The sequence below is a fragment of the Paenibacillus sp. 2RAB27 genome (assembly GCF_052115445.1).
Lineage (GTDB): Bacteria > Bacillota > Bacilli > Paenibacillales > NBRC-103111 > Paenibacillus_E.
Window position 1 is genome coordinate 40,356 of sequence record NZ_JBFRGR010000029.1, and the last position, 25,899, is coordinate 66,254.

16 protein-coding genes and 1 pseudogene are annotated in these 25,899 nt (G+C 47.7%); 11 read left to right on the forward strand and 6 right to left on the reverse strand.

What is annotated here, in order from left to right:
- The 6 genes from AB4114_RS27715 to AB4114_RS27740 all read left to right on the forward strand — a co-directional run bounded on the left by AB4114_RS27715 (position 1) and on the right by AB4114_RS27740 (position 7,165).
- On the forward strand, positions 1–1,017 hold the full coding sequence (locus tag AB4114_RS27715) for a Gfo/Idh/MocA family protein (RefSeq protein ID WP_441991361.1): 1,017 nt from the start codon (positions 1–3) through the stop codon (positions 1,015–1,017).
- Positions 1,018–1,036: 19 nt separating this feature from the next.
- Positions 1,037–1,819, forward strand: a complete 783-nt coding sequence (locus AB4114_RS27720) for a glucosamine-6-phosphate deaminase (RefSeq protein WP_441991362.1) — start codon at positions 1,037–1,039, stop codon at positions 1,817–1,819.
- Positions 1,809–2,981, forward strand: coding sequence for an N-acetylglucosamine-6-phosphate deacetylase (locus AB4114_RS27725; protein WP_441991363.1), 1,173 nt, complete (start codon positions 1,809–1,811; stop codon positions 2,979–2,981). The genes AB4114_RS27720 and AB4114_RS27725 overlap by 11 nt, the downstream gene beginning before the upstream one ends.
- 107 nt (positions 2,982–3,088) lie before the next feature.
- Complete coding sequence (locus AB4114_RS27730) at positions 3,089–3,994, forward strand: AraC family transcriptional regulator (protein ID WP_441991364.1); 906 nt, start codon at positions 3,089–3,091, stop codon at positions 3,992–3,994.
- Between the two features lie 26 nt (positions 3,995–4,020).
- On the forward strand, positions 4,021–5,100 hold the full coding sequence (locus tag AB4114_RS27735) for a Gfo/Idh/MocA family protein (RefSeq protein ID WP_441991365.1): 1,080 nt from the start codon (positions 4,021–4,023) through the stop codon (positions 5,098–5,100).
- A gap of 1,093 nt (positions 5,101–6,193) precedes the next feature.
- A complete protein-coding gene (locus tag AB4114_RS27740) occupies positions 6,194–7,165 on the forward strand; it encodes a GNAT family N-acetyltransferase (RefSeq protein ID WP_441991366.1) in 972 nt (323 codons plus the stop codon).
- Between the two features lie 54 nt (positions 7,166–7,219).
- On the opposite strand, the gene AB4114_RS27745 is transcribed toward AB4114_RS27740, so the two are convergent.
- Positions 7,220–9,493, reverse strand: a complete 2,274-nt coding sequence (locus tag AB4114_RS27745) for a helix-turn-helix domain-containing protein (protein WP_441991367.1) — start codon at positions 9,491–9,493, stop codon at positions 7,220–7,222.
- 335 nt (positions 9,494–9,828) lie between these two features.
- On the opposite strand from AB4114_RS27745, the gene AB4114_RS27750 reads away from it, so the two are divergent.
- The 4 genes from AB4114_RS27750 to AB4114_RS27765 all read left to right on the forward strand — a co-directional run bounded on the left by AB4114_RS27750 (position 9,829) and on the right by AB4114_RS27765 (position 19,553).
- On the forward strand, positions 9,829–10,734 hold the full coding sequence (locus tag AB4114_RS27750; protein WP_441991368.1) for an ABC transporter permease: 906 nt from the start codon (positions 9,829–9,831) through the stop codon (positions 10,732–10,734).
- A gap of 16 nt (positions 10,735–10,750) precedes the next feature.
- Positions 10,751–11,611: a carbohydrate ABC transporter permease gene (locus tag AB4114_RS27755; protein ID WP_441991369.1), complete on the forward strand. Its 861-nt coding sequence runs from the start codon at positions 10,751–10,753 to the stop codon at positions 11,609–11,611.
- A 136-nt stretch (positions 11,612–11,747) separates the two neighbouring features.
- The gene (locus AB4114_RS27760; RefSeq protein ID WP_441991370.1) at positions 11,748–13,298 is read left to right on the forward strand and encodes an extracellular solute-binding protein; all 1,551 of its coding nucleotides are present in this window, start codon (positions 11,748–11,750) and stop codon (positions 13,296–13,298) included.
- 84 nt (positions 13,299–13,382) lie between these two features.
- The gene (locus AB4114_RS27765; protein ID WP_441991371.1) at positions 13,383–19,553 is read left to right on the forward strand and encodes an S-layer homology domain-containing protein; all 6,171 of its coding nucleotides are present in this window, start codon (positions 13,383–13,385) and stop codon (positions 19,551–19,553) included.
- Positions 19,554–19,633: 80 nt separating this feature from the next.
- On the opposite strand, the gene AB4114_RS27770 is transcribed toward AB4114_RS27765, so the two are convergent.
- The 3 genes and pseudogenes from AB4114_RS27770 to AB4114_RS27780 all read right to left on the reverse strand — a co-directional run bounded on the left by AB4114_RS27770 (position 19,634) and on the right by AB4114_RS27780 (position 21,811).
- Positions 19,634–19,861: a hypothetical protein gene (locus AB4114_RS27770; protein ID WP_441991372.1), complete on the reverse strand. Its 228-nt coding sequence runs from the start codon at positions 19,859–19,861 to the stop codon at positions 19,634–19,636.
- Between the two features lie 124 nt (positions 19,862–19,985).
- Positions 19,986–20,180: pseudogene (locus AB4114_RS27775) on the reverse strand (hypothetical protein); the annotation flags it as partial.
- Positions 20,181–20,563: 383 nt separating this feature from the next.
- The gene (locus tag AB4114_RS27780; RefSeq protein WP_441991373.1) at positions 20,564–21,811 is read right to left on the reverse strand and encodes a carbohydrate-binding protein; all 1,248 of its coding nucleotides are present in this window, start codon (positions 21,809–21,811) and stop codon (positions 20,564–20,566) included.
- Between the two features lie 378 nt (positions 21,812–22,189).
- Between AB4114_RS27780 and AB4114_RS27785 the strand changes: the two genes are divergently transcribed.
- Positions 22,190–23,416, forward strand: a complete 1,227-nt coding sequence (locus AB4114_RS27785) for a GNAT family N-acetyltransferase (RefSeq protein ID WP_441991374.1) — start codon at positions 22,190–22,192, stop codon at positions 23,414–23,416.
- A 657-nt stretch (positions 23,417–24,073) separates the two neighbouring features.
- Here AB4114_RS27785 and AB4114_RS27790 read toward each other — a convergent pair.
- Together AB4114_RS27790 and AB4114_RS27795 are read right to left on the reverse strand one after the other, a co-directional pair.
- A complete protein-coding gene (locus AB4114_RS27790) occupies positions 24,074–24,937 on the reverse strand; it encodes a transglutaminase family protein (RefSeq protein ID WP_441991375.1) in 864 nt (287 codons plus the stop codon).
- Positions 24,934–25,893: an alpha-E domain-containing protein gene (locus AB4114_RS27795; protein ID WP_441991376.1), complete on the reverse strand. Its 960-nt coding sequence runs from the start codon at positions 25,891–25,893 to the stop codon at positions 24,934–24,936. Before AB4114_RS27795 ends, AB4114_RS27790 begins: the two co-directional genes overlap by 4 nt.
- Positions 25,894–25,899 lie beyond the last annotated feature (6 nt).

Genomic DNA, 25,899 nt, shown 5'->3' on the forward strand with positions numbered 1-25,899 from the left:
TTGGCTAACTGGAGGTTCGGCATTATCGGCTGTGGATCGGTAGCGGATTTTCATATCGAGGCTATTCGTCAAATCGAAGAGGCAAGCCTAGTCGTGGTATCTAGTCGAGTGGAAGCGAAGGCGCAAGCGGTTGCTGAGCGAGAAGGCTGCACCTGGACGACGGACTACCGTGAGCTCTTGACTAGGTCTGATGTGGATATCGTCTGTGTCACAACTTCAAGCGGGAGTCACGCTGCTATCGGTTTGGAGGTTGTGAATGCGGGCAAGCATCTGATTATCGAGAAGCCAATTAGCATGAATGTGACTGACGCGGAGCGGCTTGTGCAAGCGGCACGAGCAAATAATGTTACACTTTCTGTCATCTCTCAGCGGCGATTTGAAGCACAGAATCAAGCTATTAAACGGGTTTTGGATGAAGGTGATCTCGGTAAGCTTCTGCTGGTTGAGGTGTCACTCCCCTTTCATCGATCCCAGTCTTATTATGATAGCGCGAAATGGCGCGGAACGATTGCCGAAGATGGAGGAGCTCTGATGAACCAAGGGATTCATTGCTTGGATTTGCTGCTGTGGTTCGCTGGTGACGTACACACTGTCTTTGGCAAGGTGGCTACTCAGACGCACGAGATGGAAGCGGAGGACTTGGGTTTAGCCATTTTGCAATTTAAAAATGGCGCGTTCGGTACGATCATGGCCTCGACCAGCATTGCTCCGGGCTTTGCAGCGACGATTAATCTGTACGGGGAAAAAGGCTCGATCAAGCTGGAAGGCTCGACGATTGTCCATTGGACAGTGCCAGGGCGAAGCGAACCGACTTGGGCAGAGTCAGGTGCCTACGGCGGCATTACCGATCCGCGCAGCATTGTGTCGGATTTTCATCAAAGCCAGCTGCTCGACGTCATGGCTGCCATCGAAGCCGGCGATGAACCGCTGGTTACGGGGGAATCTGGCCTGCGAGCGGTACAGCTAGTTGAACAGATTTATAAGAGTGCTGCCGAAGGGCGGCAGCTGACTATATGATAATTGGAGGAACGATCCTATGAGCGAGCCACAAGTACAAGATCAACCTGTTTGGCATACACGAATCGATGCGTTGAAGGTTAACGTGTATCAGAACCGGATCGCGTTGGGGCAAGCGGCTGGGCTAGAGGCAGCCAACCAAATCAAGTCGCTGCTTGCTGAGAAAGCGGCTATCCGAATTATTTTCGCGGCAGCGCCCTCGCAAAATGAAATGCTCGAAACGCTTGCTCAAGATGAAGCCATCGACTGGTCACGGATCACTGTGTTTCACATGGATGAATACATCGGGCTTAGTGAAGATGCGCCGCAGCGATTTGGGAGCTTTTTGAACGATCGATTGTTCGATCAGGTGAAGCCTGGCACGGTGCATTTGATTAATAGCATGAACAAGGCAGAGGACGAGTGCAAACGGTATAGCGCACTTCTTGAAGAAGCGCCGATTGATATTGTCTGTCTTGGCATTGGCGAGAATGGTCATATCGCTTTCAATGATCCGCCTGTTGCTGATTTCGCAGATACGGAACTGATTAAGCGTGTGGAGTTGGACGATGTTTGCCGGCAGCAGCAGGTGAATGATGGTTGCTTTGAAAGTTTAGATGACGTGCCGACCCATGCATTAACCCTGACGATTCCAGCGCTGATGTCGGGTACGCATTTGTTCTGCTCTGTACCTGGTGTAACGAAGCATCAGGCGGTAAAACGCACATTGAACGGAGCCATCTCGACCGAGTGTCCATCGACGATTCTCCGCGAGCATCCAGACTGCACGATGTATCTGGACCGCGATTCGTATGGCAGATAAAATGAACGTCATTCGCGCACGCCATTATGCTACAGGAGCACCTGTCGCGATTACTGTCCGCGATGGACGGATTAGTGAAGTGATGCTGCTCGACGCATCTCTTCATGAGGAACTGCCAATCGTCGCCCCTGGCTTGGTCGATTTGCAGATCAATGGCTATGCGGGATTAGACTTCAACCAGCTTCCGCTGCAAGCGGAGACGGTTAATCAGATCATCCGCAAGCTATGGCGGGAAGGGGTCACCTCCAGTTACCCCACCGTCATTACGAACACGCCCGAGGCGATCGCTAGTGCGCTCGGCAGTATTGCAAGCGCCTGCGAAGCGGATCCGGCGACGGAACAAGGTATTGCGGGCATTCATCTGGAAGGCCCGTTCATTTCACGGGATGACGGAGCGCGCGGCGCTCACCGTCTGGATGCCGTAAGGCCGCCGGATTGGGACCTCTTCTGCCGCTGGCAGGAAGCGGCTGGCGGCCGCATCAAGATCGTGACGCTGTCGCCGGAATGGCCGGACAGTGCTACATTCATTAAGCGCTGCGTCGATAGTGGCGTGATCGTGTCTATCGGTCACACCGCTGCGGACGCTTCGCAGATTGGCGAAGCAGTCGCGGCAGGCGCGCGGATGTCGACGCATCTAGGGAACGGGGCACACCTGATGCTGCCACGTCATCCCAATTATTTGTGGGAGCAGTTGGCACAGGATGATTTGTGGAGCTGTGTGATCGCAGATGGATTCCATTTGCCGGAGCAAGTGTTGAAGGTCGTGCTGAAAGTGAAAGGAGAGCAAGCGCTGCTTGTTAGCGATGCCGTAGCTATCAGCGGTCTTGAACCAGGCGTCTACAAGACGCACATCGGTGGAGATGTTGTACTTACCACAGAAGGCAAGCTTCACTTGGCTGCTGACCCCCGGCTGCTTGCAGGCTCGGCTCAGATGCTGCTATGGGGCATTGCACATTTGTACAGACGGGGCATCGCTGAATTCCCAGCTGCTTGGGAAATGGCCTCGACACGACCATCCCGCTTGATGGGTTTACCTGCCGCAGAGGGCTTGTCGGTAGGAGCGCCGGCTGATTTCGTTCTCTTGGATAGGGTGCGAGATGACGGACGCATCCGCTTGCGTCAGACTTACAAAGCTGGCAGGCTCGTCTATGACGGAAGATAAGTGATCTAATGGAAGCGCTAAGTCGCGCGAGTACGCAGAAGGGTTGTTCTATTCCGCCAATTGGCATATGCTTGAAGGAAATATGGCATCGGACAGGTGGTAATCGTATGAACATGGGGAAGGGAATGTCCTATTTTCAAAGTAATTTAACACTGAAAAAGGAATTTCCTTTTAAAATATTCAGCTACTCCAGCCTCTCGCTGAAGCAGCCCTTGCATATCCACGAATATACGCAGATTGCTTACGTGCTTAAGGGTGTATGCAACCATCAGCTGCGTGGCAAGTCGCTGAAAGTCAGCAGAGGGGATATGTTCATCATCACTCCTGGGGTGGAACACAGTTTGAGCGCCACCCAGGATCATGAGTTCGAAGTGGTGCTGATTGATTTTCTCCCCTATTTGGTGAGGGAGCAGTTGAAGCCTTTCTTGGATACTTTGCAGCCTCTTCTTCAAAATGCTGACGAATTACCCGAGCTATCGTCCTTGCCTCAGCCGTGGCTGCATATCGCGAAGTCGAAGCAACTTCTCGTCGAGCAACTGCTTCAAGATATTCAGGAAGAATTTGAGCATCGTGAAGCGGGTTATGAATATGCCATATGTACGAGCCTCGTCAAGCTGCTCATCATCATGGATCGCGAATATCGGCGTGCTAGGCGCAAGCAAAGTGTACAATCAACATCGACGAGCCAGCATCCAATTGAAGAGGTCAAAAGATATATACACGACAATTACAGTCAGGATATTCCGCTGGAGCAAGGAGCTTTCCTAGCGAATATGGCGCCTGCTTACTTTAGTACGGTTTTCAAGAAAGAAACTGGCCAGAACTTCGTCGATTATGTGAATGAGGTACGCATCGAAAGGGCGATGGAGCTGATTCAGCGCAACATGCATACGATTACACAAATTGGCTTCCAGGTCGGATTTCATCATCTCAGCCATTTCATCCGAACATTCAAGAAACGAACAGGCATTACGCCTACTGAATATAAGAAAACGTTTGGCAAGACCACCTAAACCCATGATAGAAAGAGGTAATTGCGATGACCAAGAAAATTGTGAAGGTAGGTATTATTGGACAGGGACGCAGCGGGCGTGATATTCACGGAAATTTGCTAGTTCAATTGCCTGAGCATTACCGAATTACGGCGGTTGCGGACTCCATTCCAGAGCGTCAAGAACTGGCGAAGTCAGAATACGGATGCCAAGCCTACGCCTCCTGGGAAGAGATGGTGGCCAATGAGGAGCTGGATTTAATCGTAAATGCTTCTCCGAGCCATCAGCATTTTCCGATTACGCTGGAGCTGCTTAACCGCGGTCTACATGTGTTGTGCGAGAAGCCGCTTGCGAAGTCAACGGAAGAGGTTGATCAGCTGATTGAGGCATCGGAGCGTACAGGCGCTATATTAGCTGTATTCCAACAATCCCGTTATCAGCCGGCTTTTGTTCAGCTGCGTAAAGTGATTGAGTCTGGCGTGCTGGGACGCATCGTGCAAATCGACTTCAGCTATAACGGGTTTGCCCGCCGTTGGGATTGGCAAACGTTGCAAAGCAATAATGGCGGCAGCTTGATGAATACGGGGCCACATCCGCTGGATCAGGCACTGCAGCTGTTCGGTGCGGACGCACAGCCAGAGGTGATGTGCATCATGGACAGAACGAATACCTTCGGTAATGCGGAGGATTATGTGAAGCTTATTTTGCGCGGTAAGGGTCGACCTACGATAGATATGGAAATTTCATCCAGTTCTGCATTTCCTCATGATTTATTCAACGTTCAAGGAACGAACGGTGGCCTCCATGGAACGGGGAATAAGCTGGAGTGGAAATATTTTATATCGGAAGAAGCACCTGAGCAGAAGCTGATCCGAGAGCCTTTATTTTCGGCGGATGGGAAGCCTGCTTATTGCAGTGAGAAGCTGCCTTGGCAAACGGATAGCTGGGAGCTTGCGATTCCAGACGGTAAATCAGCATTCGAGCATATGACAGAGAAGCTGTATCTGATGCTGTATGACACGCTGACTGAGGGGAAAGAGCTGGAGATTACGCCTCAGCAGGTTCGCAGACAACTGTGGGTTATCGAGGAATGCCAACGCCAAAATCCTCACATATATGCGGAGTAAGTAATAGGATGCTATGCCCCGATCTCGCTTTTGGCGGGGGCGGGGCTTTTTGAAACGCAAGGGAAGCATCCCGGTCGGCGATCGCCCGCTAGCGCACAAATCTTGTGCGCAAGGGAAGAATCCCCGTCGGCCATCGCACGCTAGCGCACAAATATTGTGCGCAAGTGAAGAATCCCGTCGGCCATCGCACGCTAGCGCACAAATATTGTGCGCAAGTGAAGCATGCCCGTCGGCCATCGCACGCTAGCGCACAAATATTGTGCGCAAGTGAAGCATACCCGGTCGGCGATCGCCCGCTAGCGCACAAATATTGTGCGCAAGTGAAGCATGCCCGTCGGCCATCGGACGCTAGCGAACAAATCTTGTGCGCAAGGGAAGAATCCCCGTCGGCCATCGCACGCTAGCGCACAAATATTGTGCGCAAGTGAAGATTCCCGTCGGCCGTCGCACGCTAGCGCACAAATATTGTGCGCAAGGGAAGTATGCCGATCGGCCGTCGCCTTCTAGCGCACAAATATTGTGCGCAAGTGAAGAATCCGGTCGGCCATCGCACGCTAGCGCACAAATCTTGTGCGCAAGTGAAGCATGCCCGTCGGCCGTCGCACGCTAGCGCACAAATATTGTGCGCAAGGGAAGCATACCCGTCGGCCATCGCACGCTAGCGCACAAATATTGTGCGCAAGTGAAGAATCCCGTCGGCCGTCGCACGCTAGCGCACAAATATTGTGCGCAAGTGAAGAATCCCGTCGGCCGTTGCACGCTAGCGCACAAATATTGTGAGCAAGGGAAGTATGCCCATCGGCCGTCGCCTTCTAGCGCACAAATATTGTGCGCAAGTGAAGAATCTCCGTCGGCCGCCGCACGTTAGCGCACAAATATTGTGCGCTAAGGAAGAATCCCGGTAGGCCATCGCACGGCGGCGCATGCCGCCTTTTCATAGCCCTGTGAGTGGATTAGATTCTTATCATCTACAAACATTTGAAAGATTTGCTTATAGGCGAGATCGTCCAGATGTCCTATATTTCTCAGTAAGGCTATGCCATTTGCTGTAAGTTACGTATGTGAAATCAGGGATACCCAGAGGAGGAGCAGCATGAACTGGATTTTCGAACGAATGGAAGCGTCGCATCTGAGTGATATGGTCGTGCTATGGAATAAGGAGTTGTCGGACTCGTTCCCGATGAGGCTTCGATTGTTGGAGCAGAATGTCGTAGGAGACCGACTTTGGCTAAGGGAAGGATCCTGGGTGGCGCTAGAGCAACCGTCCGGGCGTGTTGTTGGATTTGTCATTGCCAAGATGGCTAGTGAAGTTACAGCGCGTTTTGGCATTCGCGGGGATATGGGATGGATTCAGGCACTGATGGTAGACCCTGAGCATAGAAACAAGGGAATCGGGAGTTACTTGCTTTACAAAGCCGAGGAATCCCTGCAGAACGCCGGAGCACGGCGGATCATGCTGGGCAATGATCTGCACGGTCGTCTGTTTCCGGGGATTCCAGATCAGCTTAATGAAACGAAAGCGTGGTTTGAGAAGCGAACATACACCTTCTTGGAGCATTCTTTCGACCTACTGAACGCTTATGAAGAAGGTCAGATCATATCTCTGCCAGCTGTTCATGAGGCGACATTCCGAGTCGCCAATCGGAATGATCGAGAAGGCTTAACAACGTTCATGAATCGCTGCTTTCCTGGCACATGGGATTACCAGCATCGCGACTACTGGGAACGCGGGGGTACGGGCAGAGAGTTCGTTCTGTTAGAGAAAGAGGGCTCAATTATTGGGTTCTGCAGGATGAATGATGCGCAGTCTCCTTTGTTAGCTMAGAATATCTACTGGTCGCCGCTCTTCGAGGGAGAATTGGGCGGTATTGGCCCTCTAGGCATCGATGAGAGCTACCGTGGACATAAATACGGGATCTCGATTGTACAAGCAGCGATTCATTATTTGTTGCAGCGTGGCGTTCGCCACGTGGTTATTGATACGACACCTTTCGTAGATTTCTATGGCAAGTTGGGTTATGAGAGTTGGAAATGCTATGCGAGATACGCTAAGGATCTAAATTAAGGGAAACTAAGAGGGAGCAAAGACACCATCCAGGTGTATCTGCTCCCTTTTCATTTAATTCTTATTATTAAGCCTTCTGAACTCACTAGGCGTAATCCCTGTATGCCGCTTGAAAACGCGGTTGAAAGAAGCAGCTGTGAAGTAGCCAACAAGTGAAGCGATTTCCTGCACTTTTAGGTCGGTATCTCGCAGCATTTCAATCGATTTATTCATTCGAACGGTGAAAATGTAATCGCTGAAATTCGTTCCCGTCTTTTCCTTGAAGTAGGTCGATAAATAAGGACCGGTAATTCCCAGCTTAGCCGAGATCGCTTCAAGTGAAAGATCATCTCCAAAATTGGACTCCACATATTCCATGACGAACTTGGTCATGACGTCGGTTTCAGATTTTTTCTCTTTCATGGCAGCTGCGGACCGGGATAGGAACCAGTGCAAGAAATCCTTGTACTGCTCTAAGGTATGGCATGCTTTCAAGAGCTCGTAAGGTGAACCTCTGTCCGAGAACGTGTGGATGGAAATATTTTKGGCGTACATACTCTTCATCGCTTTGTTCACGATATCTTTGGTGAAGTCTTGGAACTGGTGGGCTAGTGCGCCAGCCTTGGCAAGCTGATCGAGCAGCTTATCGGCTAGAGGAATCGTGACGGCATCAGAACCTGCTTGTAGATTAGCTGTCAGCTCGTTCTCCTCAGATGGTGTAGGAATCAGTAGAGCGGGCTGTGGAAGCCATTCTGTAATGATCTGAACATCTTCGCCAAGCCTCCGTTGTTTAATGAGATCTAGTGCGTTCTGATAGGTTTCCACAAAGTCAGAGGAGTTCTTGTGAATAAGACTTGGTGCAATGGTGAAGTTGCAATACCCAGAGTCAATATCCAGCATGCGCACAAGATGATCTAGATCATCTGGATGCCTAACATCTTCTTCATTTTCGATAAAAAGAATGGACAAGATCTGATCTTTTTCCAATTGGAAGGTCAATGAATCTGTGTATATGCGTGAGAAATGAGTCTCGATCAGTTCCTTATACGTGTTGAAAATGCGCTGATGCCCGTTCGTAATTTCCGTGAGGAACTTATCCTTGAAGTCAATTTGAAAAAGAATGAGCTTGTACGGCTTGTTTGCGTCAATCGAGGTCTGCAATTGTGATCCTTTGCCTTCCAGTTTCTTTAGCCGTGTCATATAGGCAAATTGCTGCAACAGTGTATTCTTGGAGCGAATATCGTTATGAAATTCCCGATTCGATCGGGATAGATCGTGAAGGGTATTGTGAAGCAAGTTGAATTCCTTAATTCGGCTATTCGTGATGCCTTGCAGGCCTGCAGGGTGATACGCTTCCAGCGAGCGAAGCATATTCGCAAGTGGATTATGGAATCTCCTAGCAATCAGATAGGAAACCGCAAGTGAGATGATTAGGGAAAGTAGGATAAGAACGAGCATATTGAGGTTAAGTCGGTGAATTTGCTTGGTGAGACCTTTGTCGGAAACGACCTCGATATACGTTAAACCTGTCTCTGCGCTGGTTTGATAGAAGTAATAGGTATTCTTAATTAAGGAATAGCCACTGCCAGATTGCTCCTTGATTTCAGAGGGTAGTTGAGTCACATCGGAGGAGAAAACCACGTTGTGGCTACCATCCATAATGAGGAGGCTGCTTTCAGGCTGGGACTGATGAAAGGCTTCATAGACCTTAGCGCTCTTCATAAAGACAATAAAGGCAAAATTCGTATCGTAAGCACTCTTGATTAGAATGGGCATAAGACTGCCAATCGGCTTATTCTCAAATGCGGTAACCGAGTTGAAGACGGCCGAAGGATAAATTTTGAAACTTTGAGAGCTTGCCAATTCCTTATTCCAGAAATCAACCGTATAGGAAGACTGGGCATAAAACTTGCTGAACATCGTATCGGCGTTTCGGGTACCTTCTTTCTCAATAATGAACTGGCTGTCTTTGAAGTAGTAGATGATGTTGTCTAGATAAAGTAAGGAATTGTTAAGTGAGTGTTGTAATTCACTTTGGGCTTTAATCACCGTATCGTAGTGGGATAATGGATTGCTATTTTTGAGAATCTCTGTGTCATTGCTGAACAGATAGCCGACCATGATGCTTCGAATCAACTTGATATGCTTCTCATAATTAGCGACAGTCGTATTCAAATTCAGACCGCTATTGAGGATAATCTCATCCTTGATCCGATCGCGGAAGAAGGAATAAGACCACGTATTAATCGATACGAGCAATAGAATAATCGCGATGAAGCTGAAGAACAAGGTGTAGAACAGTGATACTTGATTTTGGATTTTTGTCGAAAATCGTGCTATCCACTTCATCGTGTCATTCCTTTCCTGAGTAGGAGTTAACCATATTGAGTATATCACGGGACAGTGGGAGGGGTTCAATACTCTGAGCTTTAAAAAGTTCTCTATTTTCATGATTCATGCCTCATGAAGTGTAGTTAGGGTGCAAAATAGTGACAGATGGTGGATGCCCATGCGGAATTTTCCAATCAGGCTAGAGCAGCGAATATTGACTTTCCTTAAGAATCTATGTCGATTTCTGGAATGTAGAAAATAGTGAGGAATCGAAAGTATGACTCATTGTTGAGGAGTCCCCGTTGCTTTAAAGTTTGAAGCATAGACAGGATATTCAGACTGGAGGTCAAGGCATGGGGCAATTCCAAAAGAGATGGCATAACAGCAAGTATTTAATGCTCTTGTTTTTGCCGGCGCTTATTTACTACTTATTATTTAAGTATGTGCCGATGTTCGGGATTTTGATTTCGTTTAAGGACTATAACACCTTCAAAGGTGTGTGGGCAAGTGAATGGGTTGGTTTGAAATACTACTCACTTTTCTTTCATAGTCCTGATTTTCTGAAGCTACTGAAAAACACAGTGCTCCTTGGGATTTCCAAAGTTGTTTTCGGATTCCCGGCGCCAATTATTCTAGCTCTACTACTAAATGAAGTACGCAGGGCTACATTAAAACGATTTGTTCAATCGATTAGTTATTTGCCTCACTTTATTTCGAATGTCGTTGTTGTAAGTATGATGTTCTTGTTTCTCTCGCCAACGAGTGGATTAGTCAATAATGTGATCCAGTGGTTCGGATATGACGCTATGAACTTTATGCAGAATGAAGACTACTTTCGAGCGATTTATATTTTATCAGAAATTTGGCAGCATGTCGGTTGGGAAACCATCATTTATCTAGCAGCTTTAAGCGCGATTGATCCTCAATTATATGAGGCGGCAAGAGTCGATGGCGCGAATCGCAGACACCAATTGCTGCATATTACAATTCCGGGCATTCGGCCGGCGATTATTATTCTGTTTATTTTGAACATCGGACATGTCTTAGATATCGGTTTCGAAAAAGTGCTTCTGATGTTGAATCCTTCCATTTATGCTACCGCCGACGTGTTATCCACCTATGTGTATCGGACCGGTATTCAATCCATGAACTATAGTTATGCGACAGCGATCGATTTATTCAGCAGTATCATTAACCTCCTCTTCATTCTGACTGCCAATTGGATTAGCCGCAGAACGAGCGAGACAAGCTTATGGTAGGGAAGGGAGTACACGTATGAAAAGAAAATTTGGTCTCTTTGATATTGTTTTATTCGTGAGTTTGCTGGGAGTAGTCGTATCGGCGCTGTATCCTTTCGTTTATATGATAGCGGTTTCGTTCAGTGGTGTCGTGCCAGTCTTAAAGGGGCAGGTATTCCTATGGCCAAAAGATTTTAATTTGAACACGTATGCAGCCGTTTTTGGAAAACCAGAAATTGGAAGGGCTTACCTCAATACGATCTTCTATACCTTACTCGGTACGACGCTTTCTTTGCTAGTCAGCGCAGCAGGAGCTTATGCCTTGTCCAAGAAACATATGCTGTTTCACCGTGGCTTCATGATTATGATCGTGATTACGCTGTTCTTCAGCGGTGGCATGATTCCGACGTTCCTAGTGGTCAAAAGCTATCATCTCATTGATACGATCTGGGCAATGATCCTACCAACGCTGGTTAGTTCCTGGAACATCATCGTGATGCGTACGTTCTTTGCCGGTATGCCGCAGGAAGTGGAGGAGTCTGGCAAAATGGATGGACTTACGGATATCGGCATCTTCTTCCGACTCGTTTTACCCTTATCCAAAGCGATTCTGGCGACCATTGGTTTATTCTACGGCGTTGCAATCTGGAACAACTTCTTCTCCGCTCTCTTATATTTGCGAGATGCCGACTTGTTCCCGTTACAAATTATTGTTCGCAACATGGTGCTGCAAGGTCAGGGTACAGGCGCTGGCAATATCGGCGGCGACAGCATGATCGTAGATGAATCCATTAAATATGCAACCATTATTATTACAACGGTTCCCATCCTGATGATCTACCCGTTCCTTCAGAAGTATTTTGCCAAAGGAGCACTAATTGGGTCGATCAAAGGTTAATATAGAGGTACAAGAACAATGGGAAGCAAGGAAAGCAAGACAAGCGAGACAGGGAAGTCGAATCAGTCGTGCAGCATGAGGGCATTCAGCATGGGGAAAGCAAAATCGAAGGAAATTAGGGAGAGTGGGGCAACGTATGAAGAAGAAGTCGGTCGTTATGTTAGCAACAATTATGAGCATGAGTTTCGTCATGGGTGCTTGTTCCAAAGAAAGCAGTGTAGCAACGCCATCCGCAGCAGCGACAGCAGCAGCCTCATCAGCAGCAGTACCGAAAGCACAAACTTTCAAGTTTCTAGACTACAGTAACCCAAGCTGGCCTTATGATGCGAATTGGAAGGTATGGGGATATCTGACGGAGAAAACAGGCGTGAAGCTAGATATTCAGTTGCCGCCAGGAAATCTGCTTGAGGATGCACTTAGCATGACCGTTGCTTCTGGTGATATGCCGGATTTGATGTGGACACAAACGAAAGCAATCGCTGATAAATTCGGGCAGCAAKGTGCTTTGGTCAACATTCTTGACTATGTGAAGGACATGCCGAACCTGAAGGCTTGGATGGAGAAGTACCCAACAGAAGCACAGAACGTCCTATCGTCAGATGGCAAAATGTATGTGTTCCCGAACCAAGGTTTAGGTGAATCTAACCGCCGTACATGGATGTACCGCGAAGATGTATTCAAGAAGCTCGGTTTAGCCCCGCCAACGAACTGGGATGAGCTCTATGATACGTTGAAGAAGCTGAAAGCGGCTTATCCAGACAGCTATCCGTTGACATTCCGGAATGGCTTGCGTTATATGTACGATTTCGGAGCGGGCTTCAATGTACCTGCCGAAGTAGAGAAACGTAAAGCTTCCGTGTTCTTTGACAGCGCATCCAAGGATTGGAAATACGCGCCAATCCAGAACGAATACAAGACGATGTTGACGTACATGAACAAGTTCTATAAAGAGAGCTTGATCCCGAAAGATTTCTTAACGATTGATACCAAAATGTGGCAAGATATCGTGTCCACGAATCGCGCATTCGTGACACTTGACTACATGGGACGTATTGACTTCTATAATAGTGCATTACGTAAAGACAATCCGCAGTTCACTATGAATTATATGGCTCCGCCAGCAGGTTGGGCGGGTGGACCGCGTAAGACGGCCTTTACCGCAGTGACAGAAGAAGGCTTCATGGTTTCTTCCAAGTCGACCAAAATCAAAGATGTGATGAAGTATTTGGATTTCTTCTACTCGGAAGAAGGCAAGAAACTTGTTAGCTGGGGGAAAGAAGGAGATACGGCTAGTGGAACTTCCTTCACAACGAAGTATGCGGATATCGCAGATTTGAGAAAGAAAACCGGCTTGTCCACAGATGGCGCTTATACATGGTTTGATTTCAATGCTCATATTTCCGTTTCTTCACCAGAGTTGCAAGCTGCTTATAAAGAAGCACCTAAGTATGATGGCGAGAAAAATAGTACGCTTGCTTTCACGCTGGAAGAGCAACAAATTTTGGATACGAAGGGTGATTCCTTAAACGCGAATCGTGACGAGAATTTCTCCAAATTCATTATGGGTTCACGCAACTTCAGCGAGTGGGATAAATTCGTTGAAGAGCAGAAGAAGCTTGGTTATGAGGAAATCGTAAATATTTACAGAAATGCTGACAAACGTGCGAAAGCAGCCGTGAAGAAATAAGGTTACAGAGGAATGGATTTACCATCTTTACCACTAACAGCCCCGCCTGAGATAGCGGGGCTTTGTATTATCCAAAGGAGAGGAATGAAGTTTATGGTGCTTCATCGGTTTATGAAAAGGCTGTCAGCTTTACATGCAGCGTTGTTACTCTTAAGCCTGCTGCAATTGTTCCTTCCACTCCAAACCGCGGATGCGGCGGTTCAGGAGTTTCCGATTTCTTTACAGTTGAACAATATGGATTCGACGACGAATCTAGCTGGCGATATCACAAGTACGGCAAGTCTGGCCGCAGAAAGTAATGCGGATCCCCAATTTATCAAAGAGGGAACAGGGTCGAAGAAATGGTTATTAACGTTCAATAACGGAGCTGATGTCACAGGTACAGTTTCGGTTTATCCGAAATTGGCGCCCAATGTTGACCTGAATGGCTACTCCACGTTTAAAGTGTGGGCTTACTCTGCTAAGGCGAGAACGGGCACTCAGGCGGATCGGCCATTTGAGATCAGGTTTCACATGAAAGGTGATAGTAACTACTACTATTATCGCGTTCTTCTCGATTGGACAGGTTGGAAAGAAATCGAGATTCCGCTTAGTGTCGTGCAAACGCAGAAGAGTTCTGCAAGCGTTGCGGCTTGGGGACCTTTAGATTACATCCGATTCCATCCACAGCCTCTAGGTTCGACAGTCCAAGATGTGGGTTTGCAAATTTACTTAGATGACCTTCGGTTGACAGGTAATGCAGCGGTTCATCCTGTCACATCGAATAAGCCCTCAGGCGAGTATACGAATAAAGTGATCGTGAACTTATCCAGTGCATCAACACCAACATCATTAGCGAAGCTGTACTATAAACGAGTCGGCATTGACAGTGCATTCCAACTTTACACAACCCCGCTCACATTTACATCGAACGGTGAACAGACCGCTAATGTGACGCTGGTTACGAAATCATCGATTAACAATATAGAAAGCGAAGAAACAACCTATCAGTACGCGATTATTTATCGAGATTATGTTGAAACGGTTAGCGCCAGTCCTCCAGCGGGGACCTATGCGGAAACGAAGTCGATTGCTTTATCATCCCCGACAGTTGGGGCTGCCGTCTATTATAAAATTGAAGGTGTAGATAACACCTATAAGCTGTATACAACACCACTAGTAGTGGATCACCCACTGACAATAACGACGAAGGCTGAATTCGAAGGCAAGGTCAGTGAAGTGAAGAGTTATACGTATAATATGGACTTGTCTGGAAGTTCGAGTACGCCGATTGGCAATATGGAGACTTTTACCGGCTGGACGAACACGACGGCAACGTCTGAAATACCAGCAGTTCTAGGTACCAAGTCGGGGCGGTGGACGGATCCAACAACGGCCATCAACATAACAGGGATGACAGGGCCTTGGAAGCAAAATGACCAAATCGAATTCTGGTTATATTCAGAGAAAGCATCGAATAAGAAGGTGTACTTTATTCTTGAGTGTAACGTTCCAACGCCTGGCTTCGATTATTTCATGTCTACGTTTTATGTGGACTGGGTAGGGTGGAAGAAAGTTGAAGTACCTTTCAATAAAATGCTGAATTCAACGGGATTAGCTGACTTAGCGAATTTCAACCAAGTCATCATACATCCCAATTGGTACAATTTAGATGTATCGGATCCGACGGATAAGTTGTATTTCGATGGTTTTGCACTTGCTAAGAATGCAGTAGAGTCATCCATTAAACAGATTGATAAGAGCACATTGCCAGATAGCCTACTAAACTATACATTTTCGCTCAAAAATATTAGTGACGTCGATACGGCTTATCAAATTTCGCCCAAAACAGCATTTGGACCTGGTTATGATGTGACGGTTACTCCGACTACCGCTGTCGTTGCGAAAGGCGCGGAAACGGATGTGAATCTTCAGGTCAAGGTGCCTGCCTCCGCGCAAGCGGGTGATGTGCAGAAAGCCATTTATACCGTGAAACCTATTCAAGGTGGTAAGGAAATAACGGTTGAATTGAATGCGAAGGTAGGGGCTCCAAGGGTCGCGACGAAGCAGCATCCCTACATTATGACATCTCAAACGCAACTGAATGAGGCGAAGGCTAAGATTCAGAGCTATGGTTGGGCAGAAGATTACTTAGATGCGATTAAAGTAAAAGCAGATAGCTGGTTGAACAAAACGGTCTATTATCCTTCCAAACCAGCAGGAGAGAGTGGGAAATTCGTCTGTGGAGATACGCCACTCGTATTTAATTATGACAAGCCTCATGAACATTTATGTCCGACTGACAACCAAATATACACGGGTTCGGATGTAGATAGCGGATGGCGGTTTACAGCACATACGGTAAATATCGAGGCGGTACGCAATCTTGCGCTAACTTATGCATTAAGTGGTGAAGCGAAGTATGCCCAGAAAGCCAAAGAGATGCTGCTCAATTATGCGGAGCTATATCCAAGCTATGCCATGCAAGCGCTAAACGGCAGACTATATTATCAGTCGCTGGATGAAGCGGTTCAAATGATTGAACTCGTGCAAGCCTATGACTTAATTGAACCAAGCGGTCTGTTGAGTGCCGCTGAGAAATACAATGTGGAGCAGAATTTGTTTGCCCCTTCAGCTAAAACTTTGCAGGGTTATGATGTTGGTAAGTCTAACTGGCAAACGTGGCACAATGCGGCAATTGGTGCAGTTGGCGCAGCATTGGAAGATAAGACGCTGATGGATTTCTCTGTGACAGGGAAGAGCGGATTTAATTTCCAAATGGCAAACAGCGTATTGTCCGATGGATTCTGGTATGAGGGTGCGATTGGTTATCATTTCTACGCACAGTCAGCGTTGTTCTTCCATGCGCAAGCCTTGAAGAATATGGGTTATGATCTTTTTGCTAGTCCGAACTTCAAGAAAACATTTGACGTTACACTGCAATATGCGTTCCCGGATCTCGGCATTATTAACAGTAACGATTCTGGTAAGTATCCTACGAATTTAGGGGCGCCAGGCAGAGTTGTACCGATGGATTACGAAGGCGTATATGCGGAGTATAATGACGCTGATTACGGTACGCTGTTGAGTATGCTGTATAACGATAGAGAGCGGGCTAGAGGCGGCTTTATCGTGCCAGGCAATACTAACTCAGGTATTGTTGGCGAACAAGCGGTGTTCTACGGGAAATCCGTGATTCCAAATGGAGGAACATTGCCGTCCGAAAGTATGAATTTCACGGGACTCGGCCATTCTGTTTTGCGTGCAGGTACTGGAGATGAGCAGCTTTACGCACTTGTTGATTATGGTGTGCATGGCGGGTATCACGGTCATCCGGATTTGCTTCATCTGGAGGTATTCGGGAAGGGGGAGCGGTTGGCCCCGGATCTTGGCATCCCTCCATATAGTAACTCTATGTACACATCTTATTACAAAACGACATTCGCTCATAACACCGTCATGGTTGATGGCGATACGCAGGCAACACCGAGTGTGAACAATGTGGAAGTGTATGAACCAACGAAGTTATTCATGCAATCTGAACCATTCAATATTATGACGAACACATCCAGTAAAGCTTATGCTGGCATGAGTCGTTATGAGCGAACCGTGGCTGTAACCAAGGATTATATGATCGATCTATTTACACTGGAATCGGCAACGAGCCATCAGTACGATTGGTTGTTGCATGGTCTTGGTTCATTTACACCTGGTACGACAATGGACACTTTCGCAGGTCCGTTAGGCACGAAGGACTCAACGCCTTTCTTCCGTAATGGCACATCCAAGGAGCTATCCGGTAGTTGGGAAGGTGCATGGAATACCGTTAATGGAAATGGGTTAAAGTTATTTAGCTTAACCAGCTCGCCAAGTGCGACATCTACGATGATCGTAGGCGAAGCCCCAGGGCCAGGAAACGATACAGCTGCTTACACACCTACAGTGGTTAATCGGGTGTATGGCAACAATGCGCAATTCGTTAGCGTACTTGAACCGTACAAAGGTACAAGTAAAATCGAGAACGTACGTAGAACCGATCCAACACATATCGTGGTGGACATGAAAGATGGTCGTAAGCAATTATTTTATTCGAATAGTGAGAAGGAAGTCGCTGGACAGTTGCAATATTATTTCGTAGACGGTTTGCAACAAACCGCGGAGAATGTTGCCATCACAACGAGTGTGAACACGAACGAATTACAGCTGACGCTAAACGAGCTGTCAGGTGTAAACAGTGTGACTACGGTTACTTACGCACCATCCACTACGAAGGTGTTATGGAACGGCAGCGAAGTACCTTTCACCAAAGATAATGGTTTTGTGATGGTAAGTGTTCAGCAGTTGTCTGCACCTGCGTTATCAGCAGATGTGACTGCGAACGATACACTAAGCCCGATCGACATCACATTCACAGAGGATGCAGCATGGAGAGCGGCCATCACAACAGTGAAGGATGGCGCTACAACGTTGTCACCGACGGATTATGAGATTCAAGCAGGGAAGATCACGATACGTGCGGGTGTGTTAGGTGAGGGTAGCCATGCGGTAACGGTAAAAGCATCGAATTATGGTGATACTGTGGTTACACAGGTTATCTTGCTTGGTGTACCAGTGGTGATCAGTAACGATGCTTTGCTATCGGACTTAGGTGTAGATCAAGGTTCGATAACGTTCGATCCTGCGCAGATGTCATATAGCGTAGAAGTTCCAAATAGCGTTACAAGTCTTATTTTGACAGTAAGTAAAGCTCATGCTAATCAAACGCTGACCGTAACGKGTGCAACTTATAGCTCAGTAACGGGTAATGTGTATACCTACACAGTGAACGACTTACAAGTGGGATCTAACCTCATTGATATGAAGGTGACAGCGGAAGATGGCATTGCTATGAATCCATATCAACTTCGTGTGAATCGAGCGCCAGAAGCGCCTGTAGTTAGTAATAATACCGACTTGAGTGGACTAACGTTGTCTACTGGCGTCATTGCTCCTACTTTTGCAGCGGGCACATTGTCTTATAGCTTGCAGGTAGCTAACTCAGTATCGCGTCTGTCAGTAACGGCGAGTGTGTACGATAGTCATGCGACGATGACGGTTAATGATGTTGTTGTGATTAGCGGCCAAGCAAGTGGATGGGTTAATTTACAAGTAGGTTCGAATGAAATCAAGATCGTGGTGACTGCACAGAATGGTAGTAGTAAGACTTATACGGTGACTGTAAAACGCGATGCAGAGGCTGTTGTGCAAGGGAACAGTGGCTCAACACCAACTTCAAACAACCTACCCGTCGTTTCTTCGAATGGTACCTTGACATTGCCGCAAGGTAGAACAGGCGAGGTTAGTTTGAACAATGAGGTGAAGATGACAATCCCGGCTGATGCTTCGGCCAAAGAACTGAGGGTCACGATAGACAAAGTGCTAGATACTGCAAAATTGATAACCAGTAAAGAGGTACTCGCTAGTCCGATTTTTGAGATTTTGAAAAACTTCTCTGAGAACTTCAGTAAGCCAATCACGCTAACGTTTGCTTTTGACAAAACGAGCTTGAAGGCTGATCAGAAAGCAGTGGTTTTCTATTATGACGAAGCGAAAAAAGTATGGGTGGAAGTCGCTGGTGGTAAGGTAAATGGGGATCAAATCACCGTCGATGTGAACCATCTGACGAAATATGCGGTATTCGCTGTGAACCAAACGATTGTTGTTCCTGGGAACCCGAACGTTGATCCATTATCAAATCTGAGTGATATTGCAGGACATTGGGCAGAATCTGATATTCGAGCAGCGTTGAAAACGGGCATCGTACATGGGTATGAGGACGGCTCATTTAAGCCAAATCAGTTCGTGTCGCGTGCGGAATTTATCGTCATGCTGATGAATGCTGTGCATCCGAACGCTGGGGCAGAGAAGATGCCGAATTACAGCGATGGCGATACGATCGGCGATTGGGCGAAGCAAGCGATTGCGCTGGCAGCCAAATCGAACCTTGTTCAAGGCTACGAGGACAGCACGTTCCGCCCTGGCAATCCATTGACAAGAGCACAACTGGCTGTTGTGCTGGCGAACGCGTATGGCGCCGGTACATCGGCGGCGAAAGCTGTGACATTCGCGGATGTCTCCGACATACCTGCGTGGGCCCTAGAAGCTGTAGGCATCGTACAAGAAGCGGGTCTGATGCAAGGATATGCAGAGAACCGTTTCGGACCACTTAGCACAGTTACCCGTGCAGAGGCGATTACGGTGATTACTCGATTGTTGCCTAAGCAAGCTAGTAAGTAAAACTAGTCGTAGACAGAAACCCAAAAAAGACACGCGCTTGCATGCAAGCGTGTGTCTTTTGGGTTTTTCTTTTGTGGGACTCACGAATCCTCCCAAGCCATCGCGTCGACCTCCTCCACCTTCGTTTCCCCGGCCTGTGCTCTAGCCCTATTGCCCCCGCCTCGGCCTTCTCCCTGCTCTCGCCCTATCGCCATCCCCTCACTTTCACCGCCTTCGCTCCAGACACCTCCCCAGCCCCAGCCCCAATATGAGTATTGAGAAGTAAGGACAGTAATGAGGGGGATGAGTGTAATGAGAATAATTAGCAAGTAGGTGTTCCCCTCCGTTATTGGAAATTGATGCAAATAGGCATCAATTTGGAGTGATTTCAGGAGATTCTAATGAAATACGTTAAAAAGGTTGCCTATTCGCACGCATTTCCTTTTTTTGTGGTCAAAACGTGGGAAAAGGTTGTATTTTTGCATTTTTGAGAGTGAGGAGAGGAGGGAGATGGGAGATGGGAGATGGAGAGAAGGAAGAGGAAGGGGAAGAGGAAGAGGAAGAGGAAGGGGAAGAGGAAGAGGAAGAGGAAGAGGAAGTGGAAGAGGAAGGGGAAGAGGAAGAGGAAGAGGAGATAAGGAGAGATGCGAGGAAGTGGAGAGAGTAATTCATTCAACATCCCATGCCGCTACCCCGCTCTGCCTCAACGCCTCGTAGTGCTCTATGTAGTCAGGTTAGTAGAATTAGTCCGAAATTACCCAACTAATCCTATTGTCAGCCCCAACAAATCCGGATTAGTCCGAATAAGCCTAACTAAATCGCCGAAAACGCCTCACCCGCAAGGAAATGGTGTTAATAGTTCGGCATAATCGGACTATTAGACTATTTTAGAGTAGAATGCTCGGTTTAGTTCGGAGATTTCGGACTATTACAGATTCTGGGGAGGAGTTGAGGAGGTAGGCAAAAAGAGAATAAGCCAATTGCCTAAGCAACTGGCCAATCCTTCCTTCCTTCCTTCAATTCACTTCAAATTAATAAAGTTTGGTGATTTTCCACCAATTGATATCGAAACCGCCGGTCGCTGCATAGATGCCGAATTGATGTGTGCCTGCTGGGATCTGAACCTGATGAGAGACGGTGCGATACGTCGAAAAGCTGCCGGTATTGGGGATATCGATTTGACCTAATACGGTTCCCCCGGCGTTGATGTCCAGCGAGATTTTTCCGTTATTATTCGGGGTCGCGATCCGATATTCGACCAAATACGTGCCCGCCGTGGGAATGTTCACATTGCTGAAAGCGATCCAATCTTGGCTGTCAATCGCGCCAACATTTTGGCCACCGCCTGTATCAGGTGTGGTCTCAGTGATGACGCCACTCATAGAATTGTAACTTTCCGCTTGGAACGTGCGGTTATAACAGCCGCCAACAGCGAGTTCGCAGATTTCTGCTTTATTGGTGGAAACCTTGAGGTCGTCGTACCAGATATAGGAGTCATTCTGAGGTGCGAATGCGGAAGTTGCTCCGCCGAAGAACGAAGAGAAGTACGCTTTATCAACCTGATCGGTGTTACGTACGAAGCGTAATCCTGTAATGTTGGCTGCCGAAGTGCCGTTATACCAAATTTGAATCTCACCATCTGGATTGGCATTTCCGTTCGTGACGGTGTTGACCTTGAGGCGCTGAACGATGTTCACCCATGATCCTTTCGGATAATAGATATCGGCACCGTTGTTTTTCAAAACAGCATAGTCCCCATATTGCCCAGCATTGCCCATGTGATAGTAATAAATAGCGGCTTGACCGCCTGAACGCCATATCATCCGAGAGCTAAAACCATTGTAGCCCGTACATTCCTGCCCGCCTGAACAAGCGGCACCGCCGGCTAATCCAAGCCCTAGTTTGCCTGCATTTTCGGTCGATCCCCAACTGAAATCGCTGCTGAATCGAACCCAATACGATAAATAGTATTCTTGCCCAGGTGTTACGGTAAAAGGGGCTTGAGCACCAGAGTTTTGCGGGTCAATTTGGCCTTGTGGATAGAACACGCGAAGCGATTGACCGCCAGAGTGGTTAAAATTGTAGCCGTCGATCCATGTGCGTGTGCTCATCCCAAGGTCCCAAGGGGCACTCCAACCATCGACACCCCATTCGGCTAAACTGTAAGCGCTTCCGCGAGCGGGCCGTTCAAACGTATTCACTTTAGGTGCGGCGTATGCAACAACTGATCCCAACATCATGAAGAAAACAAGCACGAGCAGTAACACTTTCTTTTTCATAAAAAACCTCCTGTTAAACTAATAAACGCCTTATTTCGGAATGAATGATAAGATGCTGTGAAATTCATGCTGATCGTTGGCCGTTCGTGTCTTGCTACGTTAAACCATCACCTTCTTCCTTCGTCTGGGGAAATCTCACCACTACGCAGAATTACGAACTCTTGCTGGCTCTAAGACATGATAGATGTCTGCGCTTCTTTATTGTAGTAGCGAAAGGCTAGGTGAACTATCGTCAGATTTTCGGAAAATAGCCCTAAATACGTCTTTGAGGGTGCAACGGGTTATCACTTTTTAAGAAAATTGATCAAAATGGGTGTGTATGGATTATGTTGAATTCTACATGTTAGAATAGAGGTAAATGGACAACTAGGAGGTACTATGGATCCCATCAGATTGTTGAAAAAGGATGATTTTCAAGACAGTCTTGCCTTGTCGGAGTTTGCTTTTCAATACAAGGTTTTGCCTGAAGAGCGGGATGAAAAACTAGCTGCAATGGCGTCCCAACAGGCCATAGGGTATTTTGTTGAAGATCAGTTAGCAGCCAAATTAACGATTCTGGAGCTGGAAACATGGGTAAACGGCAAAGCTTTTAAGATGGGTGGCATTGCTAGCGTAGCGACTTGGCCAGAATATCGTCGGCAGGGAATGGTCGGTCAATTGTTGTCACGCGCACTGCAATCGATGAAAGAATCTGGGCAGACGCTGTCTTTCTTGGCACCATTCGCTTTTGCATTTTATCGCAAATACGGATGGGAGGCATATATCGAATACATGCGATATGAAATTGCTACCCACCAGCAGCCGAAGGCGGAGGTTGCAGCAGGCAGCACGCTTCGACGGATCGAAGCGGAATCGGCGTTGCTAAATCCGATCTACGAGGCGTACGCCAAACGTTTTAACGGCATGCTCGTTCGGACGGGGGATTGGTGGCGCAAGAGTGTCTTTAAAAGGAAGCAAGGAATCGTAACCTTATATTTGAATCCTGCTGGAGAGCCGGAGGGGTACATCATTTATCAAGTGAAGGAAAAGGTGCTCACTGTGCATGAGTTGATTGCACTAACGGAGGATGCGAATCGTGGACTATGGCGATTGATCTCCAATCATGACTCGATGATTGACAAAGTGGTATGCCAGGCGCCGTTTGGCGACCCGCTGCCTTTTGTATTGGCGGATCCTCGGATCAAGCAAGAGGTCGTTCCTTATTTTATGGCACGCATCGTTGATGCTGCGGCGTTTCTTAGGGCGTATCCTTTCAACGCGGTTGTGGAAGGCGCAAACGTGGACAAATCATTCTATCTACAACTTCGAGACGGACATGCCGATTGGAATAATGGGATATTCCGAATTCAGCCAGCGCAAGGTGAAGGGAATGACGTTGTTAAACTAAGTGAGGAACAAGTATTCGGTAACGGTGCGGGGGGAGAAAAAGTGGAAGATCAGCATGTCATCTCGTGTGACATCCAGACCTTATCCGCGCTGTTGATGGGTTACAAACGAGCATCGTTGCTGCATCGCATTGGTCGTCTGCACGGTGACGCAGGTGAGATCTCCAGATTGGAACGATTCATTCCGGAGCGTACAACGTATCTGACGGATTTCTTTTAAATAAGAGAAAGGCGCGGATCCTAGATCCGTGCCTTTTCTCGAAATAATAGAAAGTATAAAATTCAAAGAGCAGGATTCCCTTCTAAGTGTGGTGATTTTGCAGACTGTGCGCCAACCGCACACTAGCGCACAAATATTGTGCGCAAGTAGATCCAGCCCGGCTATCGTCGCACGCTAGCGCACAAATATTGTGCGCAAGTAGTTCCAGCCCGGCTGCCGCCGCACGCTAGCGCACAAGTATTGTGCGCTAGCAGATGCAGCCCGGCTACCGTCGCACGCTAGCGCACAAATATTGTGCGCAAGTAGATCAGCCCGGCTGCCGCCGCACGCTAGCGCACAAATATTGTGCGCAAGTAGATCAGCCCGGCTGCCGCCGCACGCTAGCGCACAACTATTGTGCGCAAGTAGTTCCAGCCCGGCTGCCGCCGCACGCTAGCGCACAAGTATTGTGCGCAAGTAGTTCCAGCCCGGCTGCCGCCGCACGCTAGCGCACAAGTATTGTGAGCAAGTAGATGCAGCCCGGCTACCGCCGCACGCTAGCGCACAAATATTGTGCGCACGTAGGTGCAGCCCGGCTGCCGCCGCACGCTAGCGCACAAATATTGTGCGCTAGCAGATGCTAACTGGTTTTATTAATGCGACTTGTAGCGGGCAAGTCTATTCCACTAGCTTAACATCCACGATGACTTCCAAGTCCTGTCTGCCTGATCCGTGATAGACGCCTTTGACAGGGACGATATCATTATAGTCTCGTCCATGCCCAAGCTTGATATAGCGCCAGTTCACTTCGCAATTGTTTGTTGGGTCATACCCGAACCAGCCAGAGCCGGGGATGAGACATTCCACCCACGCGTGGGAGGCTTGCGTGAAATCCGCGCTGCCGCCTTGCAAATCACCGACGAAGTGGTAGCCACTCACGTAACGGGCTGGAATGCCTTTTTCGCGGCAAATGGTAATCATGAAATGTGAGTAGTCCTGACAAACACCACGCCGCAGCTTCAACATCTCGCCTACCGTGGTCTGCACGGAGGTTGCCGAAACGTCATAAGTGAAATCGCGGTTAATGGTAGTATAGATGGTTTGGAGTAGATCATATAAGTGGACCCCATCATCGACAATGGCATCGGAGTAAGCCTTCAACTCCGGCGTTAGCCCAGTATAGCTGGTTGGTAATAAATATTCAGCATATTCATTCTGAAAGTCATCTCCGAATCTTGAAGCTTTATTTTCATAGAGCGAAGGGACAGATACAGGATTGTTATCATTCTCGTGCGTAACGACGGTGGAGACCATCTTAATCGTGAGCTCGCGATGGAGCTTGTTGACTGTAAAGGCGTGTACCCGGTTATGGAAATAGTCTGAATAGGTGAAGAAAGCCGATACAGGCTMGGTTGTGATCGCATGGTGATAACAGGATTGACGATTGTCCGTTAACGGAGTTAGCCGAATTTCATTGACACTGTCCTGCGCGGAATCGGTGTAGGAATAACGAGTAATGTGTGTGATCTCCAGCTTCTTCATGCGATAACCTCCTCCCGCGAGGGAAAAAAGACTTTGGACATCCGTACCCCCATCCCATTACAGGAGTCGAGTAGTGTTTGCAATGTCGCTTCTAATTTGCCTGATCTCAAATCCTCTTCGTCTATGCAGGCTAAATTCGCTTTCACTTTCCCTGCTAATTTGGCCAGTTTATGCACAGCGTTGGTGAGTTCAGGATCATCCAATTGAATGCCCTTGAACGAGCGCTCCAAAGACTGCATGGAGAAGGCAACGGATCGAGGGAACGTTTCATTTAAAAGTAGAAATTTGATGATGCTATTCAAATTGACCGTATCTGCATACTCTTTGCGATACGATTCGTATCCGCTGACAGATTTCAAAACCGCAAGCATGAGCGGATAGGAAGAAAAGTCCTCTTTGGCATATTCCGAACAAAGCGATTGAATTAAACGCAGCACATTCTCAGCTCGTTCTAGATAGCGCCCAGCTTCTACGATATGCCATTCGTTCTGACGAGGCATGACAGAAGTCGCCGCACCTTGAAACATAGATAGCGTATCCCGGATAAAGCGATAGAACAAATGAGGCGAATCATTCGTGATATCGCGGACTTCTTTTTCTTTGAGCCATAAATAGAGTCCATTCAAAATATCCCATAGCTCGGAAGGCATCTTCTCCCGAATATTTCGCAGGTTAGCACGTGCGTGGTTCGTACAGGCAAGTAGGGAGTTCGCATTATTTTTATCTAGCGTAATGTATTGAAGGACATGTTGTTCGGTGAAGCTGCCGTACTGCTCAGTGAAAGCAGCACGGTCCCCGATTGTATCGATGAGCCGGCTCCAGGATTGCTTACTGCTGCCTTCCATGTCCTCACGAATATGATAATACACATCGATCAGCCTAGCGTGATTCTCTGTTCTTTCCGAATATCTACCGATCCAGAATAAAGCTTCCGCTGTTCGTCCCATCATCACCATATCCCT

What these genes read in the sequence shown, in the direction of transcription:
- AB4114_RS27720 (WP_441991362.1), top strand. Translation starts at nt 1,037, where the DNA reads ATGAGCGAGCCACAAGTACAAGATCAACCTGTTTGGCATACACGAATC.
- AB4114_RS27780 (WP_441991373.1), bottom strand. Translation starts at nt 21,811, where the DNA reads ATGAAAAAGAAAGTGTTACTGCTCGTGCTTGTTTTCTTCATGATGTTG.
- AB4114_RS27795 (WP_441991376.1), bottom strand. Translation starts at nt 25,893, where the DNA reads ATGGTGATGATGGGACGAACAGCGGAAGCTTTATTCTGGATCGGTAGA.
- AB4114_RS27755 (WP_441991369.1), top strand. Translation starts at nt 10,751, where the DNA reads ATGAAAAGAAAATTTGGTCTCTTTGATATTGTTTTATTCGTGAGTTTG.
- AB4114_RS27785 (WP_441991374.1), top strand. Translation starts at nt 22,190, where the DNA reads ATGGATCCCATCAGATTGTTGAAAAAGGATGATTTTCAAGACAGTCTT.
- AB4114_RS27730 (WP_441991364.1), top strand. Translation starts at nt 3,089, where the DNA reads ATGAACATGGGGAAGGGAATGTCCTATTTTCAAAGTAATTTAACACTG.
- AB4114_RS27750 (WP_441991368.1), top strand. Translation starts at nt 9,829, where the DNA reads ATGGGGCAATTCCAAAAGAGATGGCATAACAGCAAGTATTTAATGCTC.
- AB4114_RS27725 (WP_441991363.1), top strand. Translation starts at nt 1,809, where the DNA reads ATGGCAGATAAAATGAACGTCATTCGCGCACGCCATTATGCTACAGGA.
- AB4114_RS27735 (WP_441991365.1), top strand. Translation starts at nt 4,021, where the DNA reads ATGACCAAGAAAATTGTGAAGGTAGGTATTATTGGACAGGGACGCAGC.